A 24,917-nucleotide genomic window follows, 5' to 3' on the forward strand; every position below is an offset into this window, starting at 1 on the left:
CCCAGGCGGGATACTTATTGTGTTAACTGCGACACCGAAGGAGTCGTACCTCCAGCATCTAGTATCCATCGTTTACAGTGTGGACTACCAGGGTATCTAATCCTGTTTGCTCCCCACACTTTCGAGCCTCAGCGTCAGTTAATGTCCAGAAAGTCGCCTTCGCCACTGGTGTTCCTCCTAATATCTACGCATTCCACCGCTACACTAGGAATTCCACTTTCCTCTCCATCACTCAAGTAAAGTAGTTTTAAAAGCAGTTCCGAGGTTAAGCCTCGGGATTTCACTCCTAACTTACTATACCGCCTACGCTCCCTTTACGCCCAGTCATTCCGGACAACGCTTGCCACCTACGTATTACCGCGACTGCTGGCACGTAGTTAGTCGTGGCTTATTCTTTGGGTACCGTCATTTATTCGTCCCCAATTAAAGAACTTTACAATCCGAAGACCTTCATCATTCACGCGGCGTTGCTGGGTCAGAGTTGCCTCCATTGCCCAATATTCCCCACTGCTGCCTCCCGTAGGAGTCTGGACCGTATCTCAGTTCCAGTGTGGCCGATCACCCTCTCAGGTCGGCTACCCATCGAAGCCTTGGTGGGCCGTTACCCCGCCAACTAGCTAATGGGACGCGAGCCCCTCCTATACCGATAAATCTTTTACCACAAATAGATGCCTATTCGTAGTCATATACCGTATTAGCACAAGTTTCCCTGTGTTATCCCGTAGTATAGGGTAGGTTGCTCACGCGTTACTCACCCGTCCGCCACTCAGTATATTGCTATACTTCGTTCGACTTGCATGTGTAAGGCACGCCGCCAGCGTTCGTCCTGAGCCAGGATCAAACTCTTAAGTTTAATCTGACTATTTTTAACATTGGTGTGAATATCACACCGCTGGCTAAAATTCATTTTTGTTGTTTATTGACTGTGTTTTTTTAATTCTTGCTATTCTCTTTTCAAGCTACTGTGCTGTTTGAGGCAGTTTTGCCGACAGCCTTAATATAATAACACCAGTATATTATCTTGTCAACGAATTTTAGCAAAATAATTAAAAAATTTTTGAAATATTTTGAAGAAAAGTTTTGTACGCCCTTTTGCCCTAAATTAAAGGTTTTAAGGCTGTTTTGACGGTTTTTGACGCCTGTAAAGGCATTTAAAAAAGATGTTGAGTTTGTAAAAATCATTTTTATAGTATATATCATCTAATAGTAAAAAAATATATTATTTTTTCGCTATAAGCTCCCACGGGGTAATTATGCCCAAAAGCTTGTCTTCCGGCTTGCCATATTCGGTTACAAACAGCATAGCTAGCTTGTCATTATGCTCGTAAGCCTTTTCAAAAATTGCTTGGGCTTGCAATAAGGAAGCGTCGTTATCTATAAAAGCGTAGTGTTTATCAATATTTGTATATTCGGCAAGTTGACTGACAACGGTATCGGCTTCAATAGGTCTTTCGGTTTGAACTACATAAGAAAATATCGCCGATTTAGTAAGTACGCCTATAACTCTACTATAATTAAGAATAGGCACGCTTGACAATCCTTTAAAATACATTGACTTGGCAAGCGGTAGCAGTTTGCTATCTTTTGAAGCCGTTAACAATTCTTCGGTCTTAATACATATAGAATAACAATTTGTAGGGCAATCAATTAAATTTATAATTTTATCTAATAAATCAATGATGGCTTGCGAAGGCTCGATTAAATATTGCCCTTCGACCTTAGGGTTGTGAGATAAAACGTTTCTTACTTCTCTACAATAATTTAATTGTTCGTAATATTTCTTAAATTCTTGCGTGCGAGCCAAAAACATTACGCAATTATCTCTACCGCAGTTGTAATGCGTCTCTATTAAATTCTCTAATTTACTGTATTTATCTAAAAAATCAATAACTCTTGTCATACTGCCTCCGTTTTAATCATTCTTAGCAATTTTTATAGGTTTGACCTTGCTAGGATAGGAATAGTAAGCGCATTGTATATTTGCATTATATAGCTTGCGAACCTTGTCGGCTCTTTTGCCAAACTGTCGTTCAAAATTTTGGTCGCTAGTAAATAGATAAAAATTCCAATCGGGCAAGCGAGAATAAAGTTTGCCTAAATCTTTATTTATTTGAATAATGTCCTCTACTTCGCCAACTCGTTGACCATAGGGAAGATTGCTTACCAACACTCCAAAACGAATGTCGCTAGTAAATTTGTTCATAGGCGCAACTTGCCAGTTAATATATTTGTCTACGCCGGCTTGTTTAGCGTGATAACGAGAAATGTCGATAGCCTCGCTACTGATATCGTAACCCGAAATATCTACTCGCCTATCAAGCGTTTGCTTGTCTTGCGCTTCTTCTTTTGCCAAATCGTAACTCTTGTTGTCAAAAGTATGCCAGTGGCGGTAGTCGTAATCTCTATACAGACCGGGAGCAATATTTAAGGCTCGCAAACAAGCCTCTATTGGAATAGTACCGCTACCGCAAAATAAATCTACTAATGTTTTGTCGGGATTATAAATTGAAAAGTCAATTAAAGCGTTTGCCAGAGTTTCTTTCATAGGCGCTTGGTGAGATAACGTTCGATAGCCTCGCTTGTGAAGCCCTTCGCCCGTAGTGTCAAGGGTTATAACGGCATTGTCGCCTAGCAAGGCTATTTCTATCTTGTACCTTGAACCCGTCTCATTTAAGTTACATTTATAGCAGTCGTAAAGTTTGTTGATAATAGCTTTTTTTACAATAGAAGTAAGCGACTTAATTGCAAACAATTTGCTATTTATGCTTTTGCCATATACTAAAATTCTTGCGTCGACAGGCAAAATATCTTGCCAACAAAACGCATAGACATTGTCGTATACTTGGTCAAAGGTTTGAGCGTTAAACTCGGCTAGTTTAATTAGCACCCTTTCTCCGCTACGCAAACACATATTAAGTCGGGCGATGTCTTCTTGCTCGCCGACAAGTTTAATTCTACCGTTATCTGCCTTTGCGTTAGGATAGCCTAAACGTTCTAGTTCTCTTTTTACTACGGATTCGACCCCGCTTGCCGAAGGAATAAATAAATCATACATAATTTGATTATATCTTGTTTGTAGCCTTTTTGTCAACGCCTACAAAAATATATATTACTTTTATTCGCTAAGGGTTAACTATATATTGACTAGTTTCTTTCTGGTTGACATATTGAAAAAAATCAAGTACCCTACTAAAAAGGAGAGTAAACTATGAAAGAAATATTTGAGCAAATACTTGATAAAGATGAGGAAATAATAGAAATATTTAAACCTAACAAACGCAAGCTATATACTTCGACTTTGTTATTGAGTATTATTGCTATACTTGTTCCCGTTTTAGCTTGTCTACTACCTACGCTTATTTTGCGTCTTAATCTACTGTTATTACTTATACCTATTGGCGTATTTATTGTTGGATTAACTTTAACCTTAGTTTTTTTAAATATCTATTACAACAACTTATATTACGCTTATACCGACAAACGCTTAATTACTCGTACGGGCGTATTCGGCATTGATTACCGTTTTTTGGTAATTGATAGTATTGGCGCAACTAATGTTTATGTCAGTTTAATCGACAAGTTAGTAGCTAGAAACACCGGCTCGCTTATGTTTGGCAGTATGTCAAGTCCGCTGATTAATTCGGGAGATGGCGCAAACTCTGGTTACCGCTTTAACCACATCGTCGCCCCTTATGAGATGTACAAAAAGATTAAAGCCGTTATAGACCAAAGTAAAAACGCCAAACTTTAATATAATAACGACTTGTGACTTAAATAAAACAATTTTATCCAAAAATAAAGGACAATTTATCAAATTGTCCTTTATTTGTTTATAAGTTTATTATAATTATTTAAGGTTATCTTTGGTTTGATTAATAATATCTTCTTGCTTAATTTCGTCTTGTTTAAGTTCTTGATTTGTTTCTTCTTGACTAGATAATTTTGCCTGTTGCTTTTTTGCAAGGTCGTTAGTGTTTATGCTTTTGCCAAACACGAAGAAACGACATACAAGATATTCTGTCGCCATATTTACAATCATTGTAAGTATAAGCACAAGATATTCGTTCCAACCTATTCGAGTTAAAGCTATGCCCCACCAAATTGAAAGCGGGGTAAACACGCAGTAATAGGCAAATACTTTAAGCATAGCTATTGGAATATTATTTGCCGACTTAAAAGTAAACTTGCGATTAAAAGTAAAATTCCATATTACTGAAAGCACAAGGGCTATAAAATAATTTGGCCCATACTTAGCGTCGAGGGCAAAACTCGGCCAAACAACAAGTTCGTTAAGCAAAGTAAAGCTAACCATCTGTATAACGCCTGCCGACGCCGAAAACAATACAAATTTAAGGACTTGCAAAAAGTCTTCTTTTTTAGTCGCCATAATTAATTAGTCCTTGTAATCTAATACGTTGTTGCCGTTATTCCATAATTTGTCAAGTTGATAAACTTCTCGAATATCGCTATGAAAAATATGCACGACTACGTCTTGATAGTCTAAGCAGACCCACTTGCCTTCGCTAAGCCCTTCTTTGTGCTTAGGAAATATTTGCTCTTGCTCTAAACTTTCTTCTAAGTGTTCGGTGATTGCCTTAACCTGAGGGGCGGACTTGCCCGAACAAATTACAAAGTAGTCGGCAATGTCGCTCATACCCTTAATTTGTACGATTTTAATCTTCTCGGCTTTTTTGTCGCACAGAAGGGCGCAGATTTTTTTTGTTAATTCCTTGCTCATATTTTCTCCTTTAAATAGTATTCTATGGCTTGTTGAGTAAAAATACCTAACTGATTGGTCTTGCGCAAAGTCGCTTCGACAGCTTCTTTAAAGACATTTACAAAAGTTTGGTCAAGAGTGTTAGCAAAAAGATGCTTGGTTGGATATTCTCTTGACTCTTCAACCTTATCGGCAATATAGACGACCTTGTCTAGCTGAGTCATATTTGCCCTTGCAGTGGTATGATATTTAATAGCGTCAAGAATTTCTTGGTCGGTTATTCCATAATCTACCCTAGCTACTATTGCGCCTAATTCGGCGTGAACTACTTTTGCCGAACAATTATTTGGGTTGGTAAAACCGTATTTTTTCCATTCGTCTTGGCTGATGTTCTTAGCGCAGTCGTGCAAAGCGCAGGCTAAAAATACCCTTTCTTTCTCGATATTAGAGGGCAAAGATAAACCCGCAATAGTTGTGAAGAAGCTGTGCAAATACCGCTCTTGGTCTAAATTACGCCGTAATTTTGCCATTTTTGGAGCGTAAGAAGCGTATAGGTTGTTATCTTTAATATATTTATCGACTTGACTTGAAACTAAGTCTTGCGGTAAATTAAATTGGTAGGCTACTCGTATTCTTGTTGAAGAAATGTCGTTTGCAACCATATTGACCTTGACTATTCTCGCATTAAATTGTTGTTTAATTCTTTCGATATTTGCATCTAAATCGATATCGCTTCTGCCGACTACGGCAAGCGTAGCTATGTCGGCGATTTGCTGGGGAAAACGCCATAAGGCAAAATCTCGCAAGCTGTCGCCCCCTATAATTAGATATAATTCGTCGCCGGGGAATAATTTAATATAGTGTTTGAGAGTAAGCAAAGTGTAACTCTGCCCTCGTTTGTTCATCTCATAATAGTCAATTATAACCTTGTCAATTTCGCTAAACGCAAGTTCGGTTAAAGCTTTGCGGTGTCTTTTTGGAGTATCGGTCGTCTTGTGAGGCGGATTACCGCAAGGCAAAACAAAGACCTTGTCAAGACATAGTTGAGAAATAGAGCAAAGCAACATTTCTTTGTGAGCGTTGTGAGGCGGAGCAAAAGTCCCGCCGAAAATACCTATCTTCATAATTATATTATACACCAAAAATTAGTTGTAATCAACCCCTTTTACAAAACAAAACTTTTGGAGTTTTTATAAACAATTACTTTTAATTATTCTTTTGAACATTTTTTAAAAGTCTAAGCGACAAGCTAATCTAAAATTTTGGCTAAAATATTAGATTAAATACCTCAAAAATGTCAATAATTTAACTATGTCAAAAATGTCTAACACTTTATTAATATCAATAGGTTTATTTTTCCTATTATTTACTTGGTTTTATTTTTACACCGTCGTAGCTTGGTTATCGGCGTTATGCGCAGGCGTCGTGTCAATGGTATTTGCGGTAATTTTTTATAAATTAAGCTCTATTTCTAACAAAAAAGAACTTAGTAAAAAGCAAAAGCAAGAAAAAACTGCGCTTTCTACCTATCTAGCCTTAAACGAATGCGACTTTTTTAAACAAATTTACATCAAGTCGGGATACGCTGTCGAAGAAATAGAGAATGACTTTATCGCAACAAAACAAGAAAAAATCTTAATTTGTCAAAGATTTGAAATTGAGCAACTTAGCCCTACAAAAGTGGCTGGTTGCATAAAATTGAGTAAAAAGGTCGAGGCTAACAAGGTCGTAATTTTTTGTTCGACGGCTTCGGCTCAAACGCTTTCCTTTGTAAAAGCTAATCAAAACATTTGCGTTATTGTATTGCTTGAAGAAGTATATACCTTGCTAAAAACTCATAATATGTTGCCCGAATTAGATAAAAAAATAAAAATTACTCAAAAAAATGCCTTGCTTTGCAACTTATTTACAAGAACAAAAGCAAGGTTTTATTTCATTTCTAGCGTCGGGCTTGTGGCGACTTCGTTTTTAAGTTTTTTTCCTATTTACGCTTTAATTAGTTCGACAATACTATTTTTAATGGGTTTGTACGCTAAATTTAACAAAAAATACAATTATTATGAAAGTTATCCGTTAAATTTAACTTAAACAGCGTAAGTTTGCTACTAATTTAACCAAAAATTTTAGCAATATTTAGTTTAAATCTACAAATAAAATGTAAATCTAATTTGTTATAGACCGTTTATTTTCTTAAAGGTTGCTTTGCGCCACGCCTAGAATTAAGCAAATGCTCAAATTCTTTCTTCTCGGTAAATTTGTAAAGCACAATTTTATTGCCTATTTGTTGAACGCATTCGCATTCGGTTAGCTTGCAAATTTGCTCTATTAAGGTAGCCTTATCGACTTCGCAAGCCTTTAAGACACTTACTTTTGCAAGTTCGTTATGAAATAAAGTTGTCTTTATCTCCTCAATAATGTTATCGGCGATACCATTCTTGCCAATATTAATGTTCGGTTTGATACCGTTTGCTATACTGCGTAGCGTACTTCTTTCTTTTGCTGTTAACATTTTTTACTCCATATATTCAAATTCTATTTCACCGATTACAACAGTGTCGCCTTCTTGCATACCCTTAGCTTTAAGCTGGTCGATTATGCCTTTCTTTTTAATAATTGTTTGGAAATATCTAAAACTTTCGGTGTCGTCTAAATAAATTTTACGAGCTATGTCTTTGACAAAACCGCCGACAACTTCGTAAATGCCTTCGCCTCGTGAAACGACTTCAAATTGATTGATGTCGCATTGCTCAATCTCATAGGGCTCGAATTGCAACGGCTCGACCTTAGGCAAAGTGTCAAGTTTGGCTACGATTGCGTCAAGTAAGGGTTTGATCCCCTCGTGAATTAGCGCCATAGCTGGGTAAATCTTATATTTTTTACCATATTTTTGGCAAAACAACTCGTAATTTTGGTCGGCGCAAGGCATATCCATTTTGTTTGCGACCACAATTTGAGGTAATTTTGACAAATATTTGCTGTAAGACTTTAATTCGTTGTTAATTTTTTTAAAGTCTTCTATCGGCTCTCGTTCTTCGCTACCCGAAATATCTACAACGTGAACAAGCAATCTTACACGCTCTATGTGGCGTAAAAAGTCGTGTCCTAAACCTAGTCCATCGCTAGCGCCCTCGATTAAGCCGGGTATGTCGGCGACAACAAAAGTGTCGTCGTAATGTTTAACCACGCCTAAGTTGGGACTTAAAGTAGTAAAAGGATAATTTGCAATCTTGGGAGTAGCGTTGCTTATTACCGAAAGCAAGGTAGATTTGCCAACGTTTGGAAAGCCTATTAAGCCCACGTCGGCTATTGTTTTTAGTTCGAGGGTTATTTCAATCTCGGGGGTTATTACTCCGTTTTGGGCAAAATGAGGGGCTTGTCTACGAGAATTTGCATAGTGATAGTTGCCCCTACCGCCTTTTCCGCCCTTGTAGATTGTTGTCCTTTGACCATCGGCAAACATATCGGCTATAATGCGCTCTGTTTCAAAATCTTTAACAACTGTGCCTACTGGAACTTTAATTACTAGGTCTTCTCCGCCTCGTCCAAACTTCTTATTGCCCGAACCATTCTCGCCGTTACTAGCTTTAAAATGCTTCTTATGGGCAAAGTCGTTAAGAGTGTTTAGCGAATGAGTAGCTTCAAATATAACGTCGCCGCCTCGTCCTCCGTCGCCTCCGTCAGGCCCGCCGTTTGGAACAAATTTCTCGGTGTGGAAAGCTACGCTACCGTTGCCACCGTCGCCACTCTTTAAAAATATCTTTACCTTATCAACAAACATAATTTCTCCTTGAAAAATAATTCTACACTATTTATTGCCTTTTGTCGTTAAATTTATAGCAGATTGACTTTTTGCAAATTCGCAAAGTTGGCTTAGTCTACATATTTCGCATTTAGGTTTCCGTGAAAGGCAAACATAACGCCCTAACAGCAGTAATAAGTGATGGCTTGACGACCATAATTCTTGGTCGATTGCCTGCCTAAGCTGTTGTTCGGTCTTAGCAACGTTATTTGCTTGCGCAAGTCCTAACCTATTAGAAACCCTGAACACGTGGGTATCTACGGCTATTGCTTGACCGCCAAAGCCAACGGCGTAAACAACATTTGCCGTCTTTACCCCAACTCCGCTTAAAGTAAGCAATTCTTTAAGCGAACTAGGGACATTTGAATTAAAGTTGTCAATTAAACTTTGGCTACACGACAAAATATGGTCTGCCTTGTTATGATAAAATCCGCAAGAAAAAATAAGTTTTTCAAGTTCGACCTTACCTAGACTAACCATTGCTTGCGGAGTGTTGGCTCTTTTAAACAAAATTTTGGTCACCTGATTTACTCGTTTGTCGGTACATTGAGCCGACAAGATTACGCTAATAAGCAGTTCAAAGGGCGAACTAAATATTAGCTCGCTCTTAGCCAAAGGAAATTCCTCTTTTAAGATGTCAATAATTTGTTTTGTCTTTACTTCCATAGTTATATTTTACCATAAAATTAAGACAAAAACAAATTTATTTTGCTATATGGGAGTAACTACTCTACCCTTTGAAGAATCGCTTACCCTAAAATAGCCAACAAAATTAGGGTGATTGCGTCCTAATTGCCCTAGTACGCTAGAAAAATCATTCTCGGCAAATCTTACTGATACTCCACAACCGACAGCGACTTGTTTTGGCGTGCTAAATAAACTGCAATTTATTCCTTTGCTCTGTAAAAAGTTATACGCTTGGCTAGAAGTCGTTCTAGACCTAAAAGTTACAAATATATATCCCATTTTTTTACCTCTACAAATATGTAAGACTTCTAGCTAGACAAATAACTTAATACATTATTAATATACTGTATTTGCCATTATTTGGTTAAGGAGAGAAATCATTATGATATATTTCGATAATGCCGCTACTACTCGCTACAAAAGCCCGGAAGTAATTAAATCTGCGCTTGACTGCATAAACAATTCTTATAACGCAAATCGTGGAAATAGCTCGGGAGTAAACGAACTTATGGCGCAAATATTTGCAACAAGACAAAAAATAGCTAGACTTGTCAATGCAAAACAAGAAGATTGCGTAGCGTTTACCAAAAATTGCACCGAAGCCTTAAATATAGCTATACTGGGTAGCGTAAAACGTAACGGTCATATAATCGCTTCGGTTACCGAACACAACAGCGTTATTCGCCCTATAATGGAGCTTGTAAAACGTGGAATTGTTCAAGCGACATTTGTTCAGCCCGACGAACAAGGCGATATTACCACCGATATAATTAAGCAAGCTATTAAACCTAACACTTATATGGCAGTGTTTTCTCACGTATCTAATGTTACGGGGAAAAAGCAAGATATAGAAACTATCGGCAAATTTTTATTTAGCTACGGAGTGACCTTTGTTGCCGATTGCGCTCAAAGTATGGGATATCTTCCTATTGATATGGAAAAATACCACATAGATATGTTAGCTTTTCCCTCGCACAAAGGACTGCACGGATTGCAAGGTAGCGGAGCGTTAGTGTTTAAACCCGAGCAAATGCCCTCTCCTATTATGTATGGCGGAACGGGTAGCGACAGCGCAAATATATATCAACCTAATTTTTCACCCGACTGCTTTGAAAGCGGTACGCTTAACGCTCCGTCTATACTTGGACTATCTACCGCAGTTGACTGGTGGCTACAAACAAGAAAAGACAATCTACCTAAAATTGTTCAGCTTCAAAAACTGCTTAAAGAACAACTTGAACAACTACCTACCTGCAAAGTTTATTCGCCCTTTAACGCTTCGGGCATAGTCGCCTTTGAGCTAGAAAACTACGACAGCGACGAATTAGGCGAAATTTTAAGCAGTCAAGGCATAGTCACAAGGTCGGGGTTACATTGCGCACCGCTAATGCACAAACACCTTCAAACCCAAAAGAAAGGGCTTGTTAGAGTGAGTTTGTCGGGCGAAAACACCGTTGAAGAATGTTTTACCTTAATTTCTTTGCTTGACAAATTAGCAAATCAAAGATAAATAAAATAAAAGTTGGTAAAAATAATTAAATATTTAAAGATAAATAAAAAAATAATCTATTAGAATAACAATATAATTTTATTAAATAGTAATGAAAAATAATCAGTAAATCAAGCGACTTAATTTAATAAGTCGCTTTTTTATATAAAAATTAAATTTATTTTATATACCAGTTGTCGTATAATTTGTATAATTCTTGACTTACTTGAACGCCGGCAATATCTTTAACTGGTGCGAAAAAGTCTTTACTTTCCTGCGTAAAGTCCTCGCTTGCGAATGGTTGGTCTTTTTCAATTCTAACTTCGTTTTCCTGACTGTTTTGACTTTTTGAAGTTGGAGAAATTGGCTTTTCTTTTACTTTTTCCTCTTTTGTAGCGCTTTGTTTGTCTTCGTCTTTGCTTCCGCCATCAAAACCGCCGAATTTACTGCCTAAAATTCCGCCTAATACCTTTAACACTATTGGATTAGACAGCAGTTCAAGTATGGTAGTCAAATTAAGTTTACCGCTTGTAGCCTTGCTAAACGAAGATAGCACGTTATTAGTGTTATCGTTAAATAAGTTAAGGTCGGGCATATTAAAGCCACCCCCTTTTTTGTTTAAAAATAGAAACGCTAGCGCTAGTAATAATATATTCATTTTGTACCGCCTTTGTGGGTAATCAATATATTGTATGCTAGCATATAATTGATAGTGAAATATATTTTAGGAGAACGCACTTGATGGACTTTTCAAAACAAATAGAACAAATAACTAAGGCGGCAAAATATTACGAAGAAAAAGGCGAAGACCAGCTAATAAAGGATATTTTTCAAAGCGTTACCAAACAAAAAGAGAGCGGAACGTTGACTAACGAACAACTAAAAACTTTTGCCTCTACTGTTTCGGTAATACTGAGTAAAGACCAACAAGCTAGGCTCAACGCCTTAATCGACAAACTCATAAACGATTAAAGGCTAAAATAAGCTACAAAAAAGAACCTTACATATTTGTAAGGCTCTTTGTCATTAATTAAAAATTAACATTATTTTGCCGTTAGCAAACTAATCGCTCTTAGTATTTGTTGGTCGTAGCCGTCGATAATATTTCCGGCATTAGGGGTATAACCTACGCCGTGTATATTTATGCCCTTGGGGCTGTAATAATACGCTACCGTATAATAAATGCCATAATAACTCTTAACTACCTTGCCGTCTACCTCAATATCTTTGGGTAAATCTGTAAATTGTAAATAAGTTTGGGCTATTCCCTTGCCATAAGTAGTGTCGCCTACTTGAACGGCTGTATTGTAATCAATTAAAGCTCCCGTAAGCAGTTCGCTTGCGCTTGCCGAATTAGCATTTGTCAAGACTACAATATTAAGCCCGTCTTTTGAAAAATAATTAGAATACGAACTAGTTACGCTATACGGCATAGACTTGTTGTTTCTGTCTTTAAGAGTAGTTACAAGCAAATTTTGAGTAGTGGCAAGGTCGTCTTTTATAAAGAAACCCGCTACGGCTTGAACTTGGGAAACGTCGCCCCCGGGATTATCTTTAAGGTCGATTATAATTTTTGTTTTGCCGGCGGTTTTAAGAATATCAAGAGCCTTCTTAACTTCGACGGACGTACTTGTAGTTTTGCCGTCTTGATACGTAACCGAACCGAATTGATTAATTCTAATATAGCCTATGTTGGTTTCGTCAAGCTCTTTTAGACTTCTTAATTTGATAGTTTTGCTAGAAACGTTGGCGATTAAATTGCCGTTACTGCTTCCGCCGTAATACTCGACAAAATACATTTGATTGTCTTGGGTTAGATTGTCATTATAAATTGTTCCTCTGGCTATGTCAATTTCTAGTTTTTTGCCGTCCTCGTAACACATTTCGTCAGTACCGCCTCTTAAAACGGTAAATCTCAATGTTCTGGTTGTTATTTTAGATAAAACTTTACTAATAGTAAGCACCGGCGTACCCTTAGCCGAAAGAATATGCTCTTGATTGTCTTCGCCGATATAGGTTATTGGTTCGGCTCTACCAAAGGCAGTAACGGGAGCGTATTTGATGTCAACTATGATGTCTTCGCTAAGCAACCCTTGATTATACGCAGGGCTGTCAATTATTATCGTGCTTACATATAGTCCAAGATATTGAATTTGAACATATCCAAACCCAAATATATCGCCCGAAGTTACAGTAGTCGAAGGATTAAATAGCTCATAAGTTTGCTCGGGAGTTAACACTTTACCATACTTGTCATATTGTTGTAGAATTTGATTTGCGCCTGCGATTGCCGCCTCAATCATTTGTTCGTCGGTAAGTTTGTCGACATAGTTAGATTTAAGGTAAGCAAGCGCGCGATTTACTAAGGTGGTCGAAACTTTATCGACGTCGCCGACCGAGGGATTATTGTTGATTAAATCGCCTATATTTATTCCACAACTTGCAAAAGAAAACAGCATAGTTATTACAAGTAGCAAACAAATTATTCTTCTTGTGAAATTATTTTTCATATTCTTCCTCTTTTATTATTGTAACCACAATTCTTTATCTATAAACTCTTTTGCGGTTTGTTTATCGCCACAAAAGGCGACTTTTTTGTCTTTTAGAACATATACTTTGCCAAAAGATTGTTCGACTCTTGTACTTAGTATTAACACAGCCGAATTCTTATTGCAAGCATATTTGTAATATTTTAGCAAATCTTCACTTTCGACGCTGTCGATAATGACAAGTTTAAGTTCTCTAAATTGACTGCGAGCCATTGATAGCTCGACTTTTTGCAAATGACTAAGTTTTTTAACCTTAGTTTTTAAGTCTAAGCCGAGTTGCTTAGATAATTCTTCAACCTTTAATTTTATTACGTTTTTGTCGATTTTGCGAATTGCCATTGGATAACGCAGATTATATTCTACCGTTTTATTCTCAAATAACAATGGCTTGTCGCAAAAATAAGCTATGCCGTTGTCGGTAGAGGGCGCAAGAACTTTACCGCTATAATAAATAACGCCACTACTACATTCTTCTAAGCCCATAATAAGCTTGGCAATAGTACTTTTACCGCTTTGCATTTGCGCAAGAATAGTTATAATTTCGCCTTCTTCTATGCAAAAACTAAGTTGTTCTATAACGCTATATTCGTCGTAATGGTAGCGTTTACCTACGTTACAAAATTCTAACAGCATATTAACTAAGCTCGTCAAGACTAAGTTCGTAAGCGACTACAAAGTTTTGCATAAAATAATCAACTTCTTGACAATTATAATCGCTAATTATTTGACTTATGTTTTGCTTTGCGAAAATAAATTCCTTATTACCCTGTCTACATTCCTCAACACATTTAATATATGCGCAAATTTTGTCGGCATACTTGACAAACTTATACTCTTGATGGTCGTAATTAATAATATCGTCATAAGTCGCTTTAAGTTCTTCGGGCAGTAGACTGATTAATTTTGCGTTGGCTTGACTTTCTATGTCCTTATATGCCGAATTAATTTGCTCGTTGTAATACTTAATAGGCGTAGGCAAATCTCCGGTCAGTACTTCGCTACTCTCGTGAAAAAGCGCTCTTACGGCTATGCTATCGGCGGAACAGTTACCGCCAAAATAAACGTTACTAATAGTAGCGAGAGCGTGGGCTACGATAGCTACCGAACAAGAATGTTCGGCGATATTTTCGCTTGAAGTACTACGCATTAAGCTCCAACGATTAATTAACTTCATTCTACCTAAAAATGCAAAAAACTTATACATAAAAGTTCTCCTTATTAATTATTATTGTACTACATTTGAAGATAATTTACAAATAAATATTTGTAAAGTAATAAACGTATAAACAAATGCTTTTTAATATATTTGACCTAAAATATTGTTTTGGGGTTGACAAACCAAATAAGATAAACTATAATATAGTAACAAATAAATATAAATATTTGGGGTGCTTAATAAGCTGAGAAATATACCCACACAACCTAACAAGGTAATGCTTGACAGGGAAATACTTTTTGGTATGTTTCGGTAGCTTTACGCCGAAACTTTTTTTATGGAGAATAACACTATGATGCAATTTCTTACTATCTCGTATGACTCTCTTTCTAGCGTAGCCGCCTATGTCTTTTTAGGGCTAATTCTATGTATAGTTGTAGTCGCTACTATTATTAAGCTCAAAAGACCCGACAGCTTAAACGCTTTTGGCAAGCTAACAACAGGTATTGTAATAGGATATACCATAGGGTCGCTTGGACTACTGCTTTACGCAAGTCTTAGCGAATATATCGAACAAGGTTATATAGAAACAGCTACGTTTATACCCGTAATGGTTCTACTTGGCGTAATAGTTTTGCTTGCAATTTGCGCCTTCTTTATATCTATATTTGCTCCGCAACGTTTAAAACTCTTTTCAATTATTTCTCTTAGCGTAGTTGGGGTTTGCGTTACCGCCTTACTTGTGATTAAATTAATACTTACATATAAAGATAATCCCGTAGTTAGCGTAAGCGGAGAAATAATGTTATATGTATTTACGGTTTTAATAATAGCGACAATAATTACGCTTGCCCTTGTCTTTGGTAAACGCATAAAAGGCGGTACAAAATCTATCGTATATGCAAGCATTTGCATAGCTTTAAGTTTTGCGTTATCTTATCTAAAACTATTTGAAGGACCAAAAGGCGGTTCGGTAACGCTTGCAAGCTTGCTACCGTTAATGCTGTTTTCGTATATGTTTGGCATAAGAAAAGGCGTAATCGCAGGCGCAATATATGGAATTTTACAATTTATTCAAGGTCCTTGGTTTATTCACCCAGTGCAATTTTTACTAGACTACCCCATAGCGTTTAGCGCAATCGGTCTAGCCGGACTATTAAAAGAAAGAAATATTTTATCTAATCACCGCATAATTCAATTTAGCCTAAGCGCAACGTTTGCTGTAATTATACGATATTTTTGCCACGTAATTAGCGGAATATTTGTTTTTGGTTCGGGCGACCCGGAAAACTTTGGCGCAGTAGCTTGGAGTTTCCTCTACAACAGCTTCGCCTTTGTCGACCTTGCAATTCTGCTTGTTGCGGGAATTGCCGTATTTGCCTCAACTCCGCTTGTCAATATGATTTCAAGCGTAAATTTAGAGCAAGAAAGTTTAATTGATTAGCCGTAATAAATTGTCAAATATTAAATATTGTTTTGACGCTTTGCAAATAATTACTGTCAAGACGATTTAATTTGACTATTCTAAAAATATCCCTTTAATCTCCCACACAATCTCCCTAGCGACAAATAGACTTGCGAACTATATTTTGCAGGTCTATTTGTCTTTAAAAATATATTAAATTAAAAAAAATAATGGCTAAAAATACATAAAAAAAGAACCCAATAAAGAGTTCTTCTTGCCTTAAAAAATAAAAAAATAAACTATAAAAACAGTCATTTATGAAGTTTATTCTTGTTTAGCAAGATAATGAAAAACAAATACGCTACCGCTACTTATAACTATGCTAACTTGGGTTTTAACGGCGTAGTTGCTTACGCCACGAGTTGAAAGCTCTTCAAGCGTTAGATTGTCTAGCGGATAGGATAGTCCGCTTACGCTACTTACTACGGCGTTACCGTCGAAAGAGAATATCGAAACTATATCGTCTAGTTTTGTTTCAAAAGTTAAACTATCTTTGACAAAAAAGACTTCAAGCGTCGAACTTAACAAAATCGCCTTAGCGTTTAAACTATATGCAAGGGGAAGTAACCCGAGATTGCCTATTGTGTGGTCAATTCTTCCGCCTATGCCTCCGTAAATAGTCAAATCATTATATCCGCAAGAAATCGCCTGCCGTATTGCAAGTTCGCCGTCGGTTTGGTTTTTACGGCTGTCGAACTTGATTATTTTAACCTCAACTGGAATATTACCGATACTGTCAAGGTCGCCGATTATACAGTCGCATTTGCCTAAACAATAATTGTATCCCCCGTCTACGCAAATTACATAATCTTGCTTGACCTGACAATCGATGTAATTATTTAAAACTATGCTTGCCTTCATAAGTTACTCCGTACAAAAAAGGGCATATATTACTATGCCCTTAGACTTTATTTAATAGGTTTCATCGTGGGGAAAAGTAAGACCTCTCTAATTGAACGGCTATTTGTAAACAGCATAATCATTCTATCAATGCCAATGCCAAGTCCGCCGGTTGGGGCAAGCCCATAAGAAAGCGCCGTTACATAGTCGTCGTCGGTTGGTTGAGCTTCGTCGTCGCCCTTTGCCTTCTGTTTTGCCTGTTGGTCAAATCTTGCTTGTTGGTCGATAGGGTCGTTAAGTTCGCTAAACGCATTGCCCATTTCTCTTGCGCAAATAAAGAACTCAAATCTTTCGGTCAAACGAGTGTCAGTAGGTTTTTTCTTAGCTAGCGGAGAAACTTCGATAGGATAATCGTAAACTATGGTTGGTTGCACTAAGTGGCTCTCGATTAATTGGTCGAATATCTCGTAGAGGGCGTAACCCCAGTTGCGTTTGCGTTCTTCTAGCTCGATGCCTAACTTCTTGGCTTCTTCTACGGCTGAAACGTCGTTTAAATTGTTAAAGTCAACATTGCAATATTGCTTAACGGCGTCAATCATAGAAATTTTGGTCCATTTGTCAAGGTCTATAATGGTGTCTTCGTATTCTATTTGTCTACTGCCGATTACTTTATCGGCTACAACTGTAAATATGCCTTGCGCAACGTCCATCATAACGTTGTAATCCGCATAAGCTTGATAAAGTTCAAGCATAGTAAATTCGGGGTTGTGCCTTACGTCCATACCTTCGTTGCGGAACATTCTGCCTATCTCGTACACTCTTTCAAAACCGCCAACAATCAACCTTTTGAGGTATAATTCGGGCGCAATACGCAAAAACATATCAATGTCAAGGGTGTTGTGGTGCGTTACAAAGGGGCGAGCGTTAGCTCCGCCTGCAAGCGGACTTAGAATTGGCGTTTCGACCTCGACAAAGTCAAGTTCGTCAAGATACTGTCTAATAGCGCTAATAATCTTGCTACGAGTTATAAAAATCTTCTTAACTTCGGGAGAAGCGATTAAATCGACATAGCGTTGGCGGTATCTTAGCTCGGTGTCTTTAAGTCCGTGAAATTTCTCGGGCAAAGGAAGTAAGGACTTGCTAAGCAATTCTAGGCTAGTTGCCCTTATAGATATTTCGCCTAAGTGCGTGCGAAAAACACTGCCACAAACGCCGATAATATCGCCGATATCGTAAGACTTAAAGTCGTCGTAATTAGGTACGGTATCCATTCTTACGTATAATTGAATTGTTCCTTGCGCATCAAGAATATGACAAAACGACGCCTTGCCCATAATACGTTTGCTTACAATTCTACCCGCAAGCGACACAGATTGATTTTCAAGTTGCTCAAAATTGTCTACGACTTGTTGAGAAGAATGAGTCTTGTCAAATTTAACTTTAAGAAATGGGTTCTGCCCGTTGTCAATTAAAGTTTGCAGTTTCTCTCGTCTTACACGCAAAATTTCGTTGATATCTTCTTGATTTTCTATTATTTGGTTGTCCATAGTATTTCCTTATTTGGTAATTTCTAATATTTCGTATTCTAATTTCTTGCCGTTAGGTAATTCGATTACTGCCGTTTGACCTACGCATTTGCCCAGTAAAGCCTTTCCAACCGGACTTTCGTTGCTAATCTTAGGTACTTCGTCAAGCGGTTTAATCTCGGTGCTGCCTACAATTTGAAAAGTTTTTACTTCTCGGTTTGCATTATTGACAACTTTTATGATAAACCCAATCTTTACTACCGACGTATCGCCGTCAAACTCCGAAATGATAACGGCTCGTCTTACCTTAGCGTCAAGGTCGATAATCTCACCTTCTACCCTTGCTTGTTCGTCTTTTGCTGCGTCATACTCGGCATTTTCCGAAATATCGCCAAAGCTTCTTGCTTCGCTTATCTTTTGAGAAATCTCCTGTCTAGCTATTGTTTTGAGATAGGTTAAACGGTCTTCAAGTTCCTTGTACCCTTTTTTTGTAACATAAAAATCTGCCATATATTCCTCCAAACTTCAAGAATTGTTATTTTAATAAACAAACACCGCAGTTGAAGAACGGTGTTTGTAATAATTCTACCAAACCGGCTTGAAAAAGTCAAGTGTAATAAATAAATCGTTGTTTACTTTTTGCCGTTACTAAACGCTACCATTCTAACTACCCTATACAGTAAGGGCTTTTTAAGTTTTATAGCGTCTTTTGGACACAATTCTTGACAACAATAACATCTAATACACTTCTTTTGATTAATTTGCGCCTTATGCTTTTTGTTAAAACTAAGCGCCTTTGCAGGACAATGCTCAATACATTTGCCACAGCCGACGCATATATTTACGTTAGGCTTGACCCTTGGACAAAGATTATTTTTAAGTATTTTTTGTATCCATCTAGGAAGATTTGCAAAATTCTCTCTAACGACCTTTACGGTATCATAATCATTGATAAAGTCTTTTTTTAGCAAAGAAAAGTCAAAGTCGGTTAAATTTTTATATTCCCTATCAATAATTTTTCGTTCGATAGCCTTATATATTATTGGCATATTAAGAGGTTCTTCAAACATACTTATGCCTGCGATATCGGCTAAATAAGCGTTGTCGCTGGCGATTATTTTGCCTATAAATTTAGGTCTACCGTTTGTAGGCCCTTGCCCCTCCATACCTATTACTGCGTCAAGAAAGTGTAGAACAATTTTTGAACTTGCAAACCGCTCTAAGTCTATAATTGCGTCGACAAAGTCTTCTAGGTTGGGAAATTTTGAGTGGACCTCGACTTTTTCAAGTCCCGGCACAAGCCCAAAAAGGTTTTTTACGCAACCAGTGTAGCCCGTAAAACTATGAGTCTTTAATTTACCAAAATTTATAACGACGTCGCTAGACAAAAAAGAATTTGTGATATTGCAATTTGCCAAAGATTTACCGCCTATTTGACAAAAGCCATAGCTAAAATCTTGGTTTAACGTCGCTTTCGTTTGAGCTACAACTTCTTGCATACCGCATACGCTATAAACCTTGTTCATTGAGGCTTTTGTATACGCTCCGCCCGAACTGTCGCCTATTGTAACCGTAGCCGAACAATCTCTTATTAGTCTATTTGCCAAAGCTCGAATTAATTCGGGGTGAGTCGTACCGCATTTTTCGGGCGGTAAAGCACGTATCAAATTTGCCTTAATAAAGACTTTACTTCCTTGCGGAACATATTTTTCCAGTCCGCCTAGTTGGTCGATTAAACTGTTTAAGCTTGACTCAATCTCGTTTTGTTGGTAGTTCTTAGCGTCAACAACGGCAAGTTTCATAATCGTATTTCCCCCTTTATTTGTAGTATTGTAGCATAAATAAATCGAAAGGTAAACAAAATAATACTTGTAAAAACTCTAACTAAGCGTGTAAATATGTTAAAAATATGTTAGAATAGAGCTAGAACAAAGTTAGGAGAAATAATAATGAATTTATGGGTAAAAGTCATTAAAGATGAAAAAATTATTAAAGATACGGTTATTAAAAATAACCTAGCGTTGACAAGACAAAATCTTGAAAAAACTTTACAAGAAGTTTGCCATTTTCTCGACCAACCAACGCCGATTATGCTTACAAGCCACTTCGACAATATTGATAAATTCAATTTTATCAAATTTCGCCCTGCTGATTTTGCCGAAACGGTCTACTTCGACCATTTATTTATTGAGTCTTTTAGCAATTAGTTTGTAGCTCTTTGGCATTTTTAGATAAGTTATAATTAAATTATAAATTTTTAACAAAAATGAGGTAAGAATAACTTTCTTACCTCATTTTGTATTAAATTAAAACGATATAATAATTTATTTACAACTAACTTATAATACGACTAATATTTATCTATTCTTCTATATAGGGTTGAAGAAGACCTATTGCGCCGTCCTACGATAAACCGCTTCGACGTTATTAGTTGAAATATTGTTGATTTCTATTGTCATTTCTTTTTCCACCCTGCGAACAGTCTTAGCCCTTCCCTGACTATTCACAATTTCGATAATCTCATCAATTATTCCATGTAAAATGCATTAAACTGTTATTATCCTTGTAGATGTTCTAGGGCGTTTTCGTCCATTTTGCATAGAGCCTGACTCTCTCCCTATCGTTTTCCTTTGTTATAATACTATTATACAATTCCTTGAAAAAATTAGAGGCTTCTTCACCTGTCGGTATATCTGACTCAGAAATATTTGCTGTAATCGATTCTTCCGTCTCGTATTTGGGCATCTTGTCAATATCAAAATTCCAGTCGTTTATACATTCGGGTTCCTTATACCAGCCTGCAAAGGTGTAGCCTTCTCGTGTTGGCACGTATGTACCTTGGTAATGCCTTTGAACATATTCTCCCGTCTCGTAGTCAAACCAGAACAAAGGGTTTTCCGTTTCGTAGTTTAAGTAAAACTCTACGTTGGGTTGTTTAAGATAGTTCTCAATTTTACTGCAAAACTCTAATCTAATCCTAGGATCTAATACTACGTTATTTATGCCGTGTAACCAGAAATAAAATTCGATATACTTGCTGTATGACATGTCGTCGACAACGAGAGTTTTGAAATGTGAAAACTCATAGTACAGAATGAACTCGGCAAGCTGAGATTCGAGTGTATCGTTGCGTGTAATAACTACCACAATCGGAGAAGAAGGCTGGATCGAATAACACGGTATCGAGGTTATTATACTTGGAATAAATATTTTTTCCAGCTTTTCGCTAACTATATTACTATAGATTGCCCCAGCAAAAAATCCGCTGCCACCCATACTTGTTACAGGTAATCCATTAGGTAAATGAGACGGTATTACCAGCGTGGCTTTTTCTTTTCCTTGCTTAGACAGCTTATGTAGATGAGCAGCTGTACTATCCTCCTTGTAGCGGAACATAAAGTCGCCAATCGTTTTCATGTCAGGGTTCTTGAAACACCCCGACAGCGCAAAACACGACGTCGCCAACATAAGAATTGCCATTATTAATGTAATCGCTCTTTTCATAATCTACCCCCTTATTATATTTGTGTTTATTATTATATAGAGCCAGTCAATGTTTGGAATTCAATTTATAGACACTATACATTGTGTTGTTAATAGAATACGACTAATATTTATCTATTCTTCTATATAGGGTTGAAGAAGACCTATTGTGCCGTCTTTTCTACGATAGACCGCTTCGACGTTATTAGTTGAAATATTGTTGAAGATGTAAAAGTCGTGACCGACCATTTCAAGCTCCTCTACCGCCTCTTTAACTTCGATAGAATAAATCGGGAATTTCTTAGTCTTGGCTACGACATTCTTGTCTTCGTCTTTGGGCGGAATAGCAAGTTCGTCCATAGCCGTAAGCGGTGGCATCTTGTATTTTTCGCTAAGTTTATCTCTATGTTTGATTATTTGTCGTTCTAGCTTGGGGATAATCTCGTCGATAATGTAATACATTGTGTCGCCCGAAACTTCGCTACGCACCTGCAAACCGTGATAGTTTATAGAAACTTCCATACGGTTATGTTTGCCGTTGTCTTGAACAAGTACTACTTTAACCTGTGTTTCCTTGTTTGGAAAGTATTTGTCTAGGCGGTTTAGCTTTGCCGTAACGACCTCTTGAAGCCTGTCTGTAATACGGTAATTCTTGCAAAGTAATTCTACTTTCATATTAATATAACCTCCCTTTTTTTGTTATAACTTAATTATAGTTTATTTGCCGTTGTTTGTAAATACCAAATGTTCATCTTTTAAGCTTATTTCTATGTGGTCGCCCTGAGTAATTTTGCCTTCGATAATCTTTTGAGAAAGAATATCTTCAATTCTACTTTGGATAGCTCTCTTTAATGGTCTTGCGCCGTATTCGTCGCTGTAACCAACTTTGGCAAGGTGAGAAACTGCTTGTTTGGTTAAAGTGATTGTTATTGTATCTTGTAATCTTAGGGCAAGCTTGGTAGTAAGAATTTTTGCAATTTGCTCGATTTCTTGTTGAGTTAGAGGGTGGAAAATTACTATGTCGTCTATCCTATTTAAAAATTCTGGCGCAAATTTTGTCTTTAAGACTTCGTAAATCTTGTCTTTGGTTTGCTCTTGTTTAGAAGAATTAAAGCCTAAGCTGACATTTGTTTGGTTGCAACCGACGTTGCTTGTCATAATTATAACGCAATTTTTAAAGTCTACGACTCTGCCCCTACTGTCGGTCAATCTACCGTCGTCAAGCAGTTGAAGTAACATATTAAAAACGTCGGGGTGAGCTTTTTCAATCTCGTCGAACAAGACTACGCTATACGGCTTACGCCTTACTTTTTCGGTAAGTTGCCCGGATTCTTCGTAACCAACATAGCCCGGAGGTGCTCCAATTAGCTTACTGGTTGATTGCTTTTCCATATATTCCGCCATATCTAATCTAATAAGCATATTCTCGTCGCCAAAAAGAATATCGGCAAGAGACTTAGCTAATTCGGTCTTGCCTACGCCAGTTGGACCCACAAAGATAAAACTGCCTACCGGTCTAGACGGGTCTTTTAGCCCCGCACGTGCTCTTTTAATCGCCCTAGCTACCGCCGAAACGGCGTCTTGTTGCCCTACAACACGCTTTGCTAGGTCATTTTCAAGGTTAAGCAATTTTGCGCTCTCGCTTTGACTAAGTTTCTCTATTGGAATACTCGTCCACTTAGCTACAATTCGTTCAATGTCGCTTTGGTCTATCGAAGGACGCTTTTGAGTGCGTTTTTGGTCTATTCTATCTCTAAGCGCCTTGGTCTTAGCCGTTAATTCGTTGTTTTTTATGTTTAACTGTTCGGCTTTGACAAACATTCGCAGTTTTACCGCCTCGTCAAGCTCGATTTTACTTTGGAATAGTTGTTCTTCTAACTGTTTAAGCTCGGTTGGAGTGGTAAACAAATTGAGCTTAGCCCTTGATGCAGCTTCGTCTATAAGGTCGACTGCTTTGTCGGGCAAAAACCTATCGGTAATGTATCTTGCCGACAACTTACAAGCGGCTTCGATTGCGCTTGTAGTAATCTCTACGTTGTGGTGCGATTCGTATTTGCCTTTAAGCCCCTGCAATATCTCAATAGATTGCTCGACTGTGGGTTCGTTTATCATAACGGGTTGAAAACGCCGTTCTAGCGCCGAATCTTTTTCTATATATTTGCGATATTCGTCTATTGTAGTAGCGCCGATGGTTTGCATTTCGCCTCTTGCAAGCAAAGGTTTAAGCATATCTGCGGCGTCAAGATTGCCGTCGTTAGTGCTACCTGCGCCAACAAGATTATGAATTTCGTCTATAAATAATATGATATTGCCCTGCGTTGTGATTACTCTTATAGCTTCCTTAAACCGTTGTTCGAAGTCGCCCCTATATTTTGTGCCTGCAAGCAGTCCGGCTAAATCTAGCGAAAAGACAATTTTGCCTTTAAGTAGGTCGGGGACTTCGCCTGACACAATGGCTTGGGCAAGACCTTCGACTACGGCAGATTTGCCTACGCCGGGTTCGCCTATTAATATTGGGTTATTCTTGGTACGCCTAGAAAGAATTTGTATAATACGTTCGATTTCTTCTTGCCTATTAATGCAGGGGTCAAGCTTGCCTTGTCTAGCCTTATTTGTAATATCGCTACCAAACTTTGCAAGTTCGCCTAATTGAGAGTCGCTTGACTCGGCTGTATTTTCGGGCTTGGTTTCGCCTTCCATTACGCTGTTGCCGTCTATGCCGGCGTCGGCGCTGACTTTGCCTATAAGCAAATTAAGGTCGACATTTAACTTTTTAAGTAAATTTACTGCGTAACTATTGCGGTCAAGCAGAATAGCTAGCAAAATATGCTCGCTACCTACGTAACTACTCTGCGTCATATTGGCAATTTCTCTTGCAAAACCCAAGATATGCTCTACTCTTGGAGTAAACTCGATAACGTTACTTGCCCTTAAATCGCTTTGTAAGCGGAAGTTAAGGTTAGAAACGCCGGCTTCTTTAAGCCTTTTTTGAGCCACGCATTCTGTATTTATAAACCCTAGCAAGATATGCTCCGTACCTATAAAACTATTTAAATTTGCTTTTACCCATTGTTCGGCAAATTCTATGGCTTTTTTTACACTTTCGGCGTAAGTCATTTATATTTCTCCTAGTTGCTGTTAGATATTATATATAGTCTACCGCATTTTTAAGCATTTGAAAAGACCTTTCACTAAATTTTCGTGTG

Annotated in this window: 26 protein-coding genes, 1 rRNA gene and 1 riboswitch; of the genes, 6 read left to right on the plus strand and 21 right to left on the minus strand. The window is 37.6% G+C overall.

The window, feature by feature from the left end; all coding sequences use genetic code 11:
• The 3 genes from RR062_05895 to RR062_05905 form a co-directional block, all read right to left on the minus strand.
• Positions 1–853: ribosomal RNA gene (locus tag RR062_05895) — 16S ribosomal RNA — on the minus strand; the annotation flags it as partial.
• 366 nt (positions 854–1,219) lie between these two features.
• The gene (locus RR062_05900) at positions 1,220–1,900 is read right to left on the minus strand and encodes a hypothetical protein (GenBank protein ID MEG2027235.1); all 681 of its coding nucleotides are present in this window, start codon (positions 1,898–1,900) and stop codon (positions 1,220–1,222) included.
• A gap of 12 nt (positions 1,901–1,912) precedes the next feature.
• Entirely contained in the window at positions 1,913–3,055 is a 1,143-nt protein-coding gene (locus RR062_05905; protein MEG2027236.1) for a class I SAM-dependent RNA methyltransferase, read from the minus strand.
• Between the two features lie 153 nt (positions 3,056–3,208).
• On the opposite strand from RR062_05905, the gene RR062_05910 reads away from it, so the two are divergent.
• Positions 3,209–3,751 (plus strand): hypothetical protein, encoded by a 543-nt coding sequence (locus tag RR062_05910; protein ID MEG2027237.1) that lies wholly within the window; start codon positions 3,209–3,211, stop codon positions 3,749–3,751.
• A gap of 96 nt (positions 3,752–3,847) precedes the next feature.
• Here the strand turns inward: RR062_05910 and RR062_05915 are convergent, their stop codons facing one another.
• From RR062_05915 to nadD, 3 genes are read right to left on the minus strand one after another with little or no spacing between them, the layout of a single operon-like run.
• The gene (locus RR062_05915; GenBank protein ID MEG2027238.1) at positions 3,848–4,387 is read right to left on the minus strand and encodes a GtrA family protein; all 540 of its coding nucleotides are present in this window, start codon (positions 4,385–4,387) and stop codon (positions 3,848–3,850) included.
• Between the two features lie 6 nt (positions 4,388–4,393).
• On the minus strand, positions 4,394–4,738 hold the full coding sequence (rsfS, locus tag RR062_05920; protein MEG2027239.1) for a ribosome silencing factor: 345 nt from the start codon (positions 4,736–4,738) through the stop codon (positions 4,394–4,396).
• Positions 4,735–5,841, minus strand: coding sequence for a nicotinate (nicotinamide) nucleotide adenylyltransferase (gene nadD, locus RR062_05925; protein ID MEG2027240.1), 1,107 nt, complete (start codon positions 5,839–5,841; stop codon positions 4,735–4,737). Before nadD ends, rsfS begins: the two co-directional genes overlap by 4 nt.
• A 196-nt stretch (positions 5,842–6,037) precedes the next feature.
• Between nadD and RR062_05930 the strand changes: the two genes are divergently transcribed.
• Positions 6,038–6,805, plus strand: coding sequence for a hypothetical protein (locus tag RR062_05930; GenBank protein ID MEG2027241.1), 768 nt, complete (start codon positions 6,038–6,040; stop codon positions 6,803–6,805).
• Positions 6,806–6,899: 94 nt separating this feature from the next.
• Here the strand turns inward: RR062_05930 and RR062_05935 are convergent, their stop codons facing one another.
• The 4 genes from RR062_05935 to RR062_05950 are packed head-to-tail and all read right to left on the minus strand — an operon-like array spanning position 6,900 to position 9,482.
• The gene (locus tag RR062_05935; protein ID MEG2027242.1) at positions 6,900–7,226 is read right to left on the minus strand and encodes a YhbY family RNA-binding protein; all 327 of its coding nucleotides are present in this window, start codon (positions 7,224–7,226) and stop codon (positions 6,900–6,902) included.
• A gap of 3 nt (positions 7,227–7,229) precedes the next feature.
• Positions 7,230–8,495 carry a GTPase ObgE gene (gene obgE, locus RR062_05940; protein MEG2027243.1) on the minus strand — a complete coding sequence of 422 codons (1,266 nt, stop codon included), beginning with the start codon at positions 8,493–8,495 and terminating at the stop codon, positions 7,230–7,232.
• Between the two features lie 27 nt (positions 8,496–8,522).
• Positions 8,523–9,182 carry an endonuclease III gene (nth, locus tag RR062_05945; GenBank protein MEG2027244.1) on the minus strand — a complete coding sequence of 220 codons (660 nt, stop codon included), beginning with the start codon at positions 9,180–9,182 and terminating at the stop codon, positions 8,523–8,525.
• Positions 9,183–9,227: 45 nt separating this feature from the next.
• The gene (locus tag RR062_05950) at positions 9,228–9,482 is read right to left on the minus strand and encodes a DUF3343 domain-containing protein (protein ID MEG2027245.1); all 255 of its coding nucleotides are present in this window, start codon (positions 9,480–9,482) and stop codon (positions 9,228–9,230) included.
• A 103-nt stretch (positions 9,483–9,585) separates the two neighbouring features.
• Between RR062_05950 and RR062_05955 the strand changes: the two genes are divergently transcribed.
• On the plus strand, positions 9,586–10,713 hold the full coding sequence (locus tag RR062_05955; GenBank protein MEG2027246.1) for an aminotransferase class V-fold PLP-dependent enzyme: 1,128 nt from the start codon (positions 9,586–9,588) through the stop codon (positions 10,711–10,713).
• A gap of 157 nt (positions 10,714–10,870) precedes the next feature.
• Here the strand turns inward: RR062_05955 and RR062_05960 are convergent, their stop codons facing one another.
• Positions 10,871–11,350, minus strand: coding sequence for a hypothetical protein (locus RR062_05960; GenBank protein MEG2027247.1), 480 nt, complete (start codon positions 11,348–11,350; stop codon positions 10,871–10,873).
• Positions 11,351–11,433: 83 nt separating this feature from the next.
• Here RR062_05960 and RR062_05965 point away from each other — a divergent pair, with 83 nt between their 5' ends.
• Entirely contained in the window at positions 11,434–11,664 is a 231-nt protein-coding gene (locus tag RR062_05965; protein ID MEG2027248.1) for a hypothetical protein, read from the plus strand.
• A gap of 71 nt (positions 11,665–11,735) precedes the next feature.
• Here the strand turns inward: RR062_05965 and RR062_05970 are convergent, their stop codons facing one another.
• From RR062_05970 to yfbR, 3 genes are read right to left on the minus strand one after another with little or no spacing between them, the layout of a single operon-like run.
• Positions 11,736–13,202, minus strand: a complete 1,467-nt coding sequence (locus RR062_05970; GenBank protein ID MEG2027249.1) for a S41 family peptidase — start codon at positions 13,200–13,202, stop codon at positions 11,736–11,738.
• A 15-nt stretch (positions 13,203–13,217) separates the two neighbouring features.
• Positions 13,218–13,874: an ATP-binding cassette domain-containing protein gene (locus RR062_05975; protein ID MEG2027250.1), complete on the minus strand. Its 657-nt coding sequence runs from the start codon at positions 13,872–13,874 to the stop codon at positions 13,218–13,220.
• 1 nt (position 13,875) lies between these two features.
• Complete coding sequence (gene yfbR, locus RR062_05980) at positions 13,876–14,445, minus strand: 5'-deoxynucleotidase (protein ID MEG2027251.1); 570 nt, start codon at positions 14,443–14,445, stop codon at positions 13,876–13,878.
• Positions 14,446–14,615: 170 nt separating this feature from the next.
• A riboswitch (TPP riboswitch) is annotated at positions 14,616–14,705 on the plus strand.
• Positions 14,706–14,749: 44 nt separating this feature from the next.
• Between yfbR and thiT the strand changes: the two genes are divergently transcribed.
• On the plus strand, positions 14,750–15,841 hold the full coding sequence (gene thiT, locus RR062_05985; GenBank protein MEG2027252.1) for an energy-coupled thiamine transporter ThiT: 1,092 nt from the start codon (positions 14,750–14,752) through the stop codon (positions 15,839–15,841).
• A gap of 285 nt (positions 15,842–16,126) precedes the next feature.
• Here thiT and RR062_05990 read toward each other — a convergent pair whose 3' ends face one another.
• The 4 genes from RR062_05990 to RR062_06005 form a co-directional block, all read right to left on the minus strand.
• Entirely contained in the window at positions 16,127–16,723 is a 597-nt protein-coding gene (locus RR062_05990; protein ID MEG2027253.1) for a thiamine diphosphokinase, read from the minus strand.
• A 47-nt stretch (positions 16,724–16,770) separates the two neighbouring features.
• The gene (gene lysS, locus RR062_05995) at positions 16,771–18,249 is read right to left on the minus strand and encodes a lysine--tRNA ligase (GenBank protein ID MEG2027254.1); all 1,479 of its coding nucleotides are present in this window, start codon (positions 18,247–18,249) and stop codon (positions 16,771–16,773) included.
• Positions 18,250–18,258: 9 nt separating this feature from the next.
• On the minus strand, positions 18,259–18,738 hold the full coding sequence (greA, locus tag RR062_06000; protein ID MEG2027255.1) for a transcription elongation factor GreA: 480 nt from the start codon (positions 18,736–18,738) through the stop codon (positions 18,259–18,261).
• A 122-nt stretch (positions 18,739–18,860) separates the two neighbouring features.
• The gene (locus tag RR062_06005; GenBank protein ID MEG2027256.1) at positions 18,861–20,030 is read right to left on the minus strand and encodes a DUF362 domain-containing protein; all 1,170 of its coding nucleotides are present in this window, start codon (positions 20,028–20,030) and stop codon (positions 18,861–18,863) included.
• 147 nt (positions 20,031–20,177) lie between these two features.
• On the opposite strand from RR062_06005, the gene RR062_06010 reads away from it, so the two are divergent.
• Complete coding sequence (locus RR062_06010; GenBank protein MEG2027257.1) at positions 20,178–20,435, plus strand: hypothetical protein; 258 nt, start codon at positions 20,178–20,180, stop codon at positions 20,433–20,435.
• Positions 20,436–20,802: 367 nt separating this feature from the next.
• Here the strand turns inward: RR062_06010 and RR062_06015 are convergent, their stop codons facing one another.
• The 3 genes from RR062_06015 to RR062_06025 all read right to left on the minus strand — a co-directional run bounded on the left by RR062_06015 (position 20,803) and on the right by RR062_06025 (position 24,828).
• Entirely contained in the window at positions 20,803–21,732 is a 930-nt protein-coding gene (locus RR062_06015) for an InlB B-repeat-containing protein (GenBank protein MEG2027258.1), read from the minus strand.
• Positions 21,733–21,846: 114 nt separating this feature from the next.
• Complete coding sequence (gene raiA, locus RR062_06020; GenBank protein ID MEG2027259.1) at positions 21,847–22,386, minus strand: ribosome-associated translation inhibitor RaiA; 540 nt, start codon at positions 22,384–22,386, stop codon at positions 21,847–21,849.
• A 42-nt stretch (positions 22,387–22,428) separates the two neighbouring features.
• Positions 22,429–24,828, minus strand: a complete 2,400-nt coding sequence (locus tag RR062_06025; protein MEG2027260.1) for an ATP-dependent Clp protease ATP-binding subunit — start codon at positions 24,826–24,828, stop codon at positions 22,429–22,431.
• Between the last annotated feature and the right edge of the window lie 89 nt (positions 24,829–24,917).

The organism is Clostridia bacterium (assembly GCA_036654455.1).
GTDB lineage: Bacteria > Bacillota > Clostridia > Christensenellales > CAG-314 > JAVVRZ01.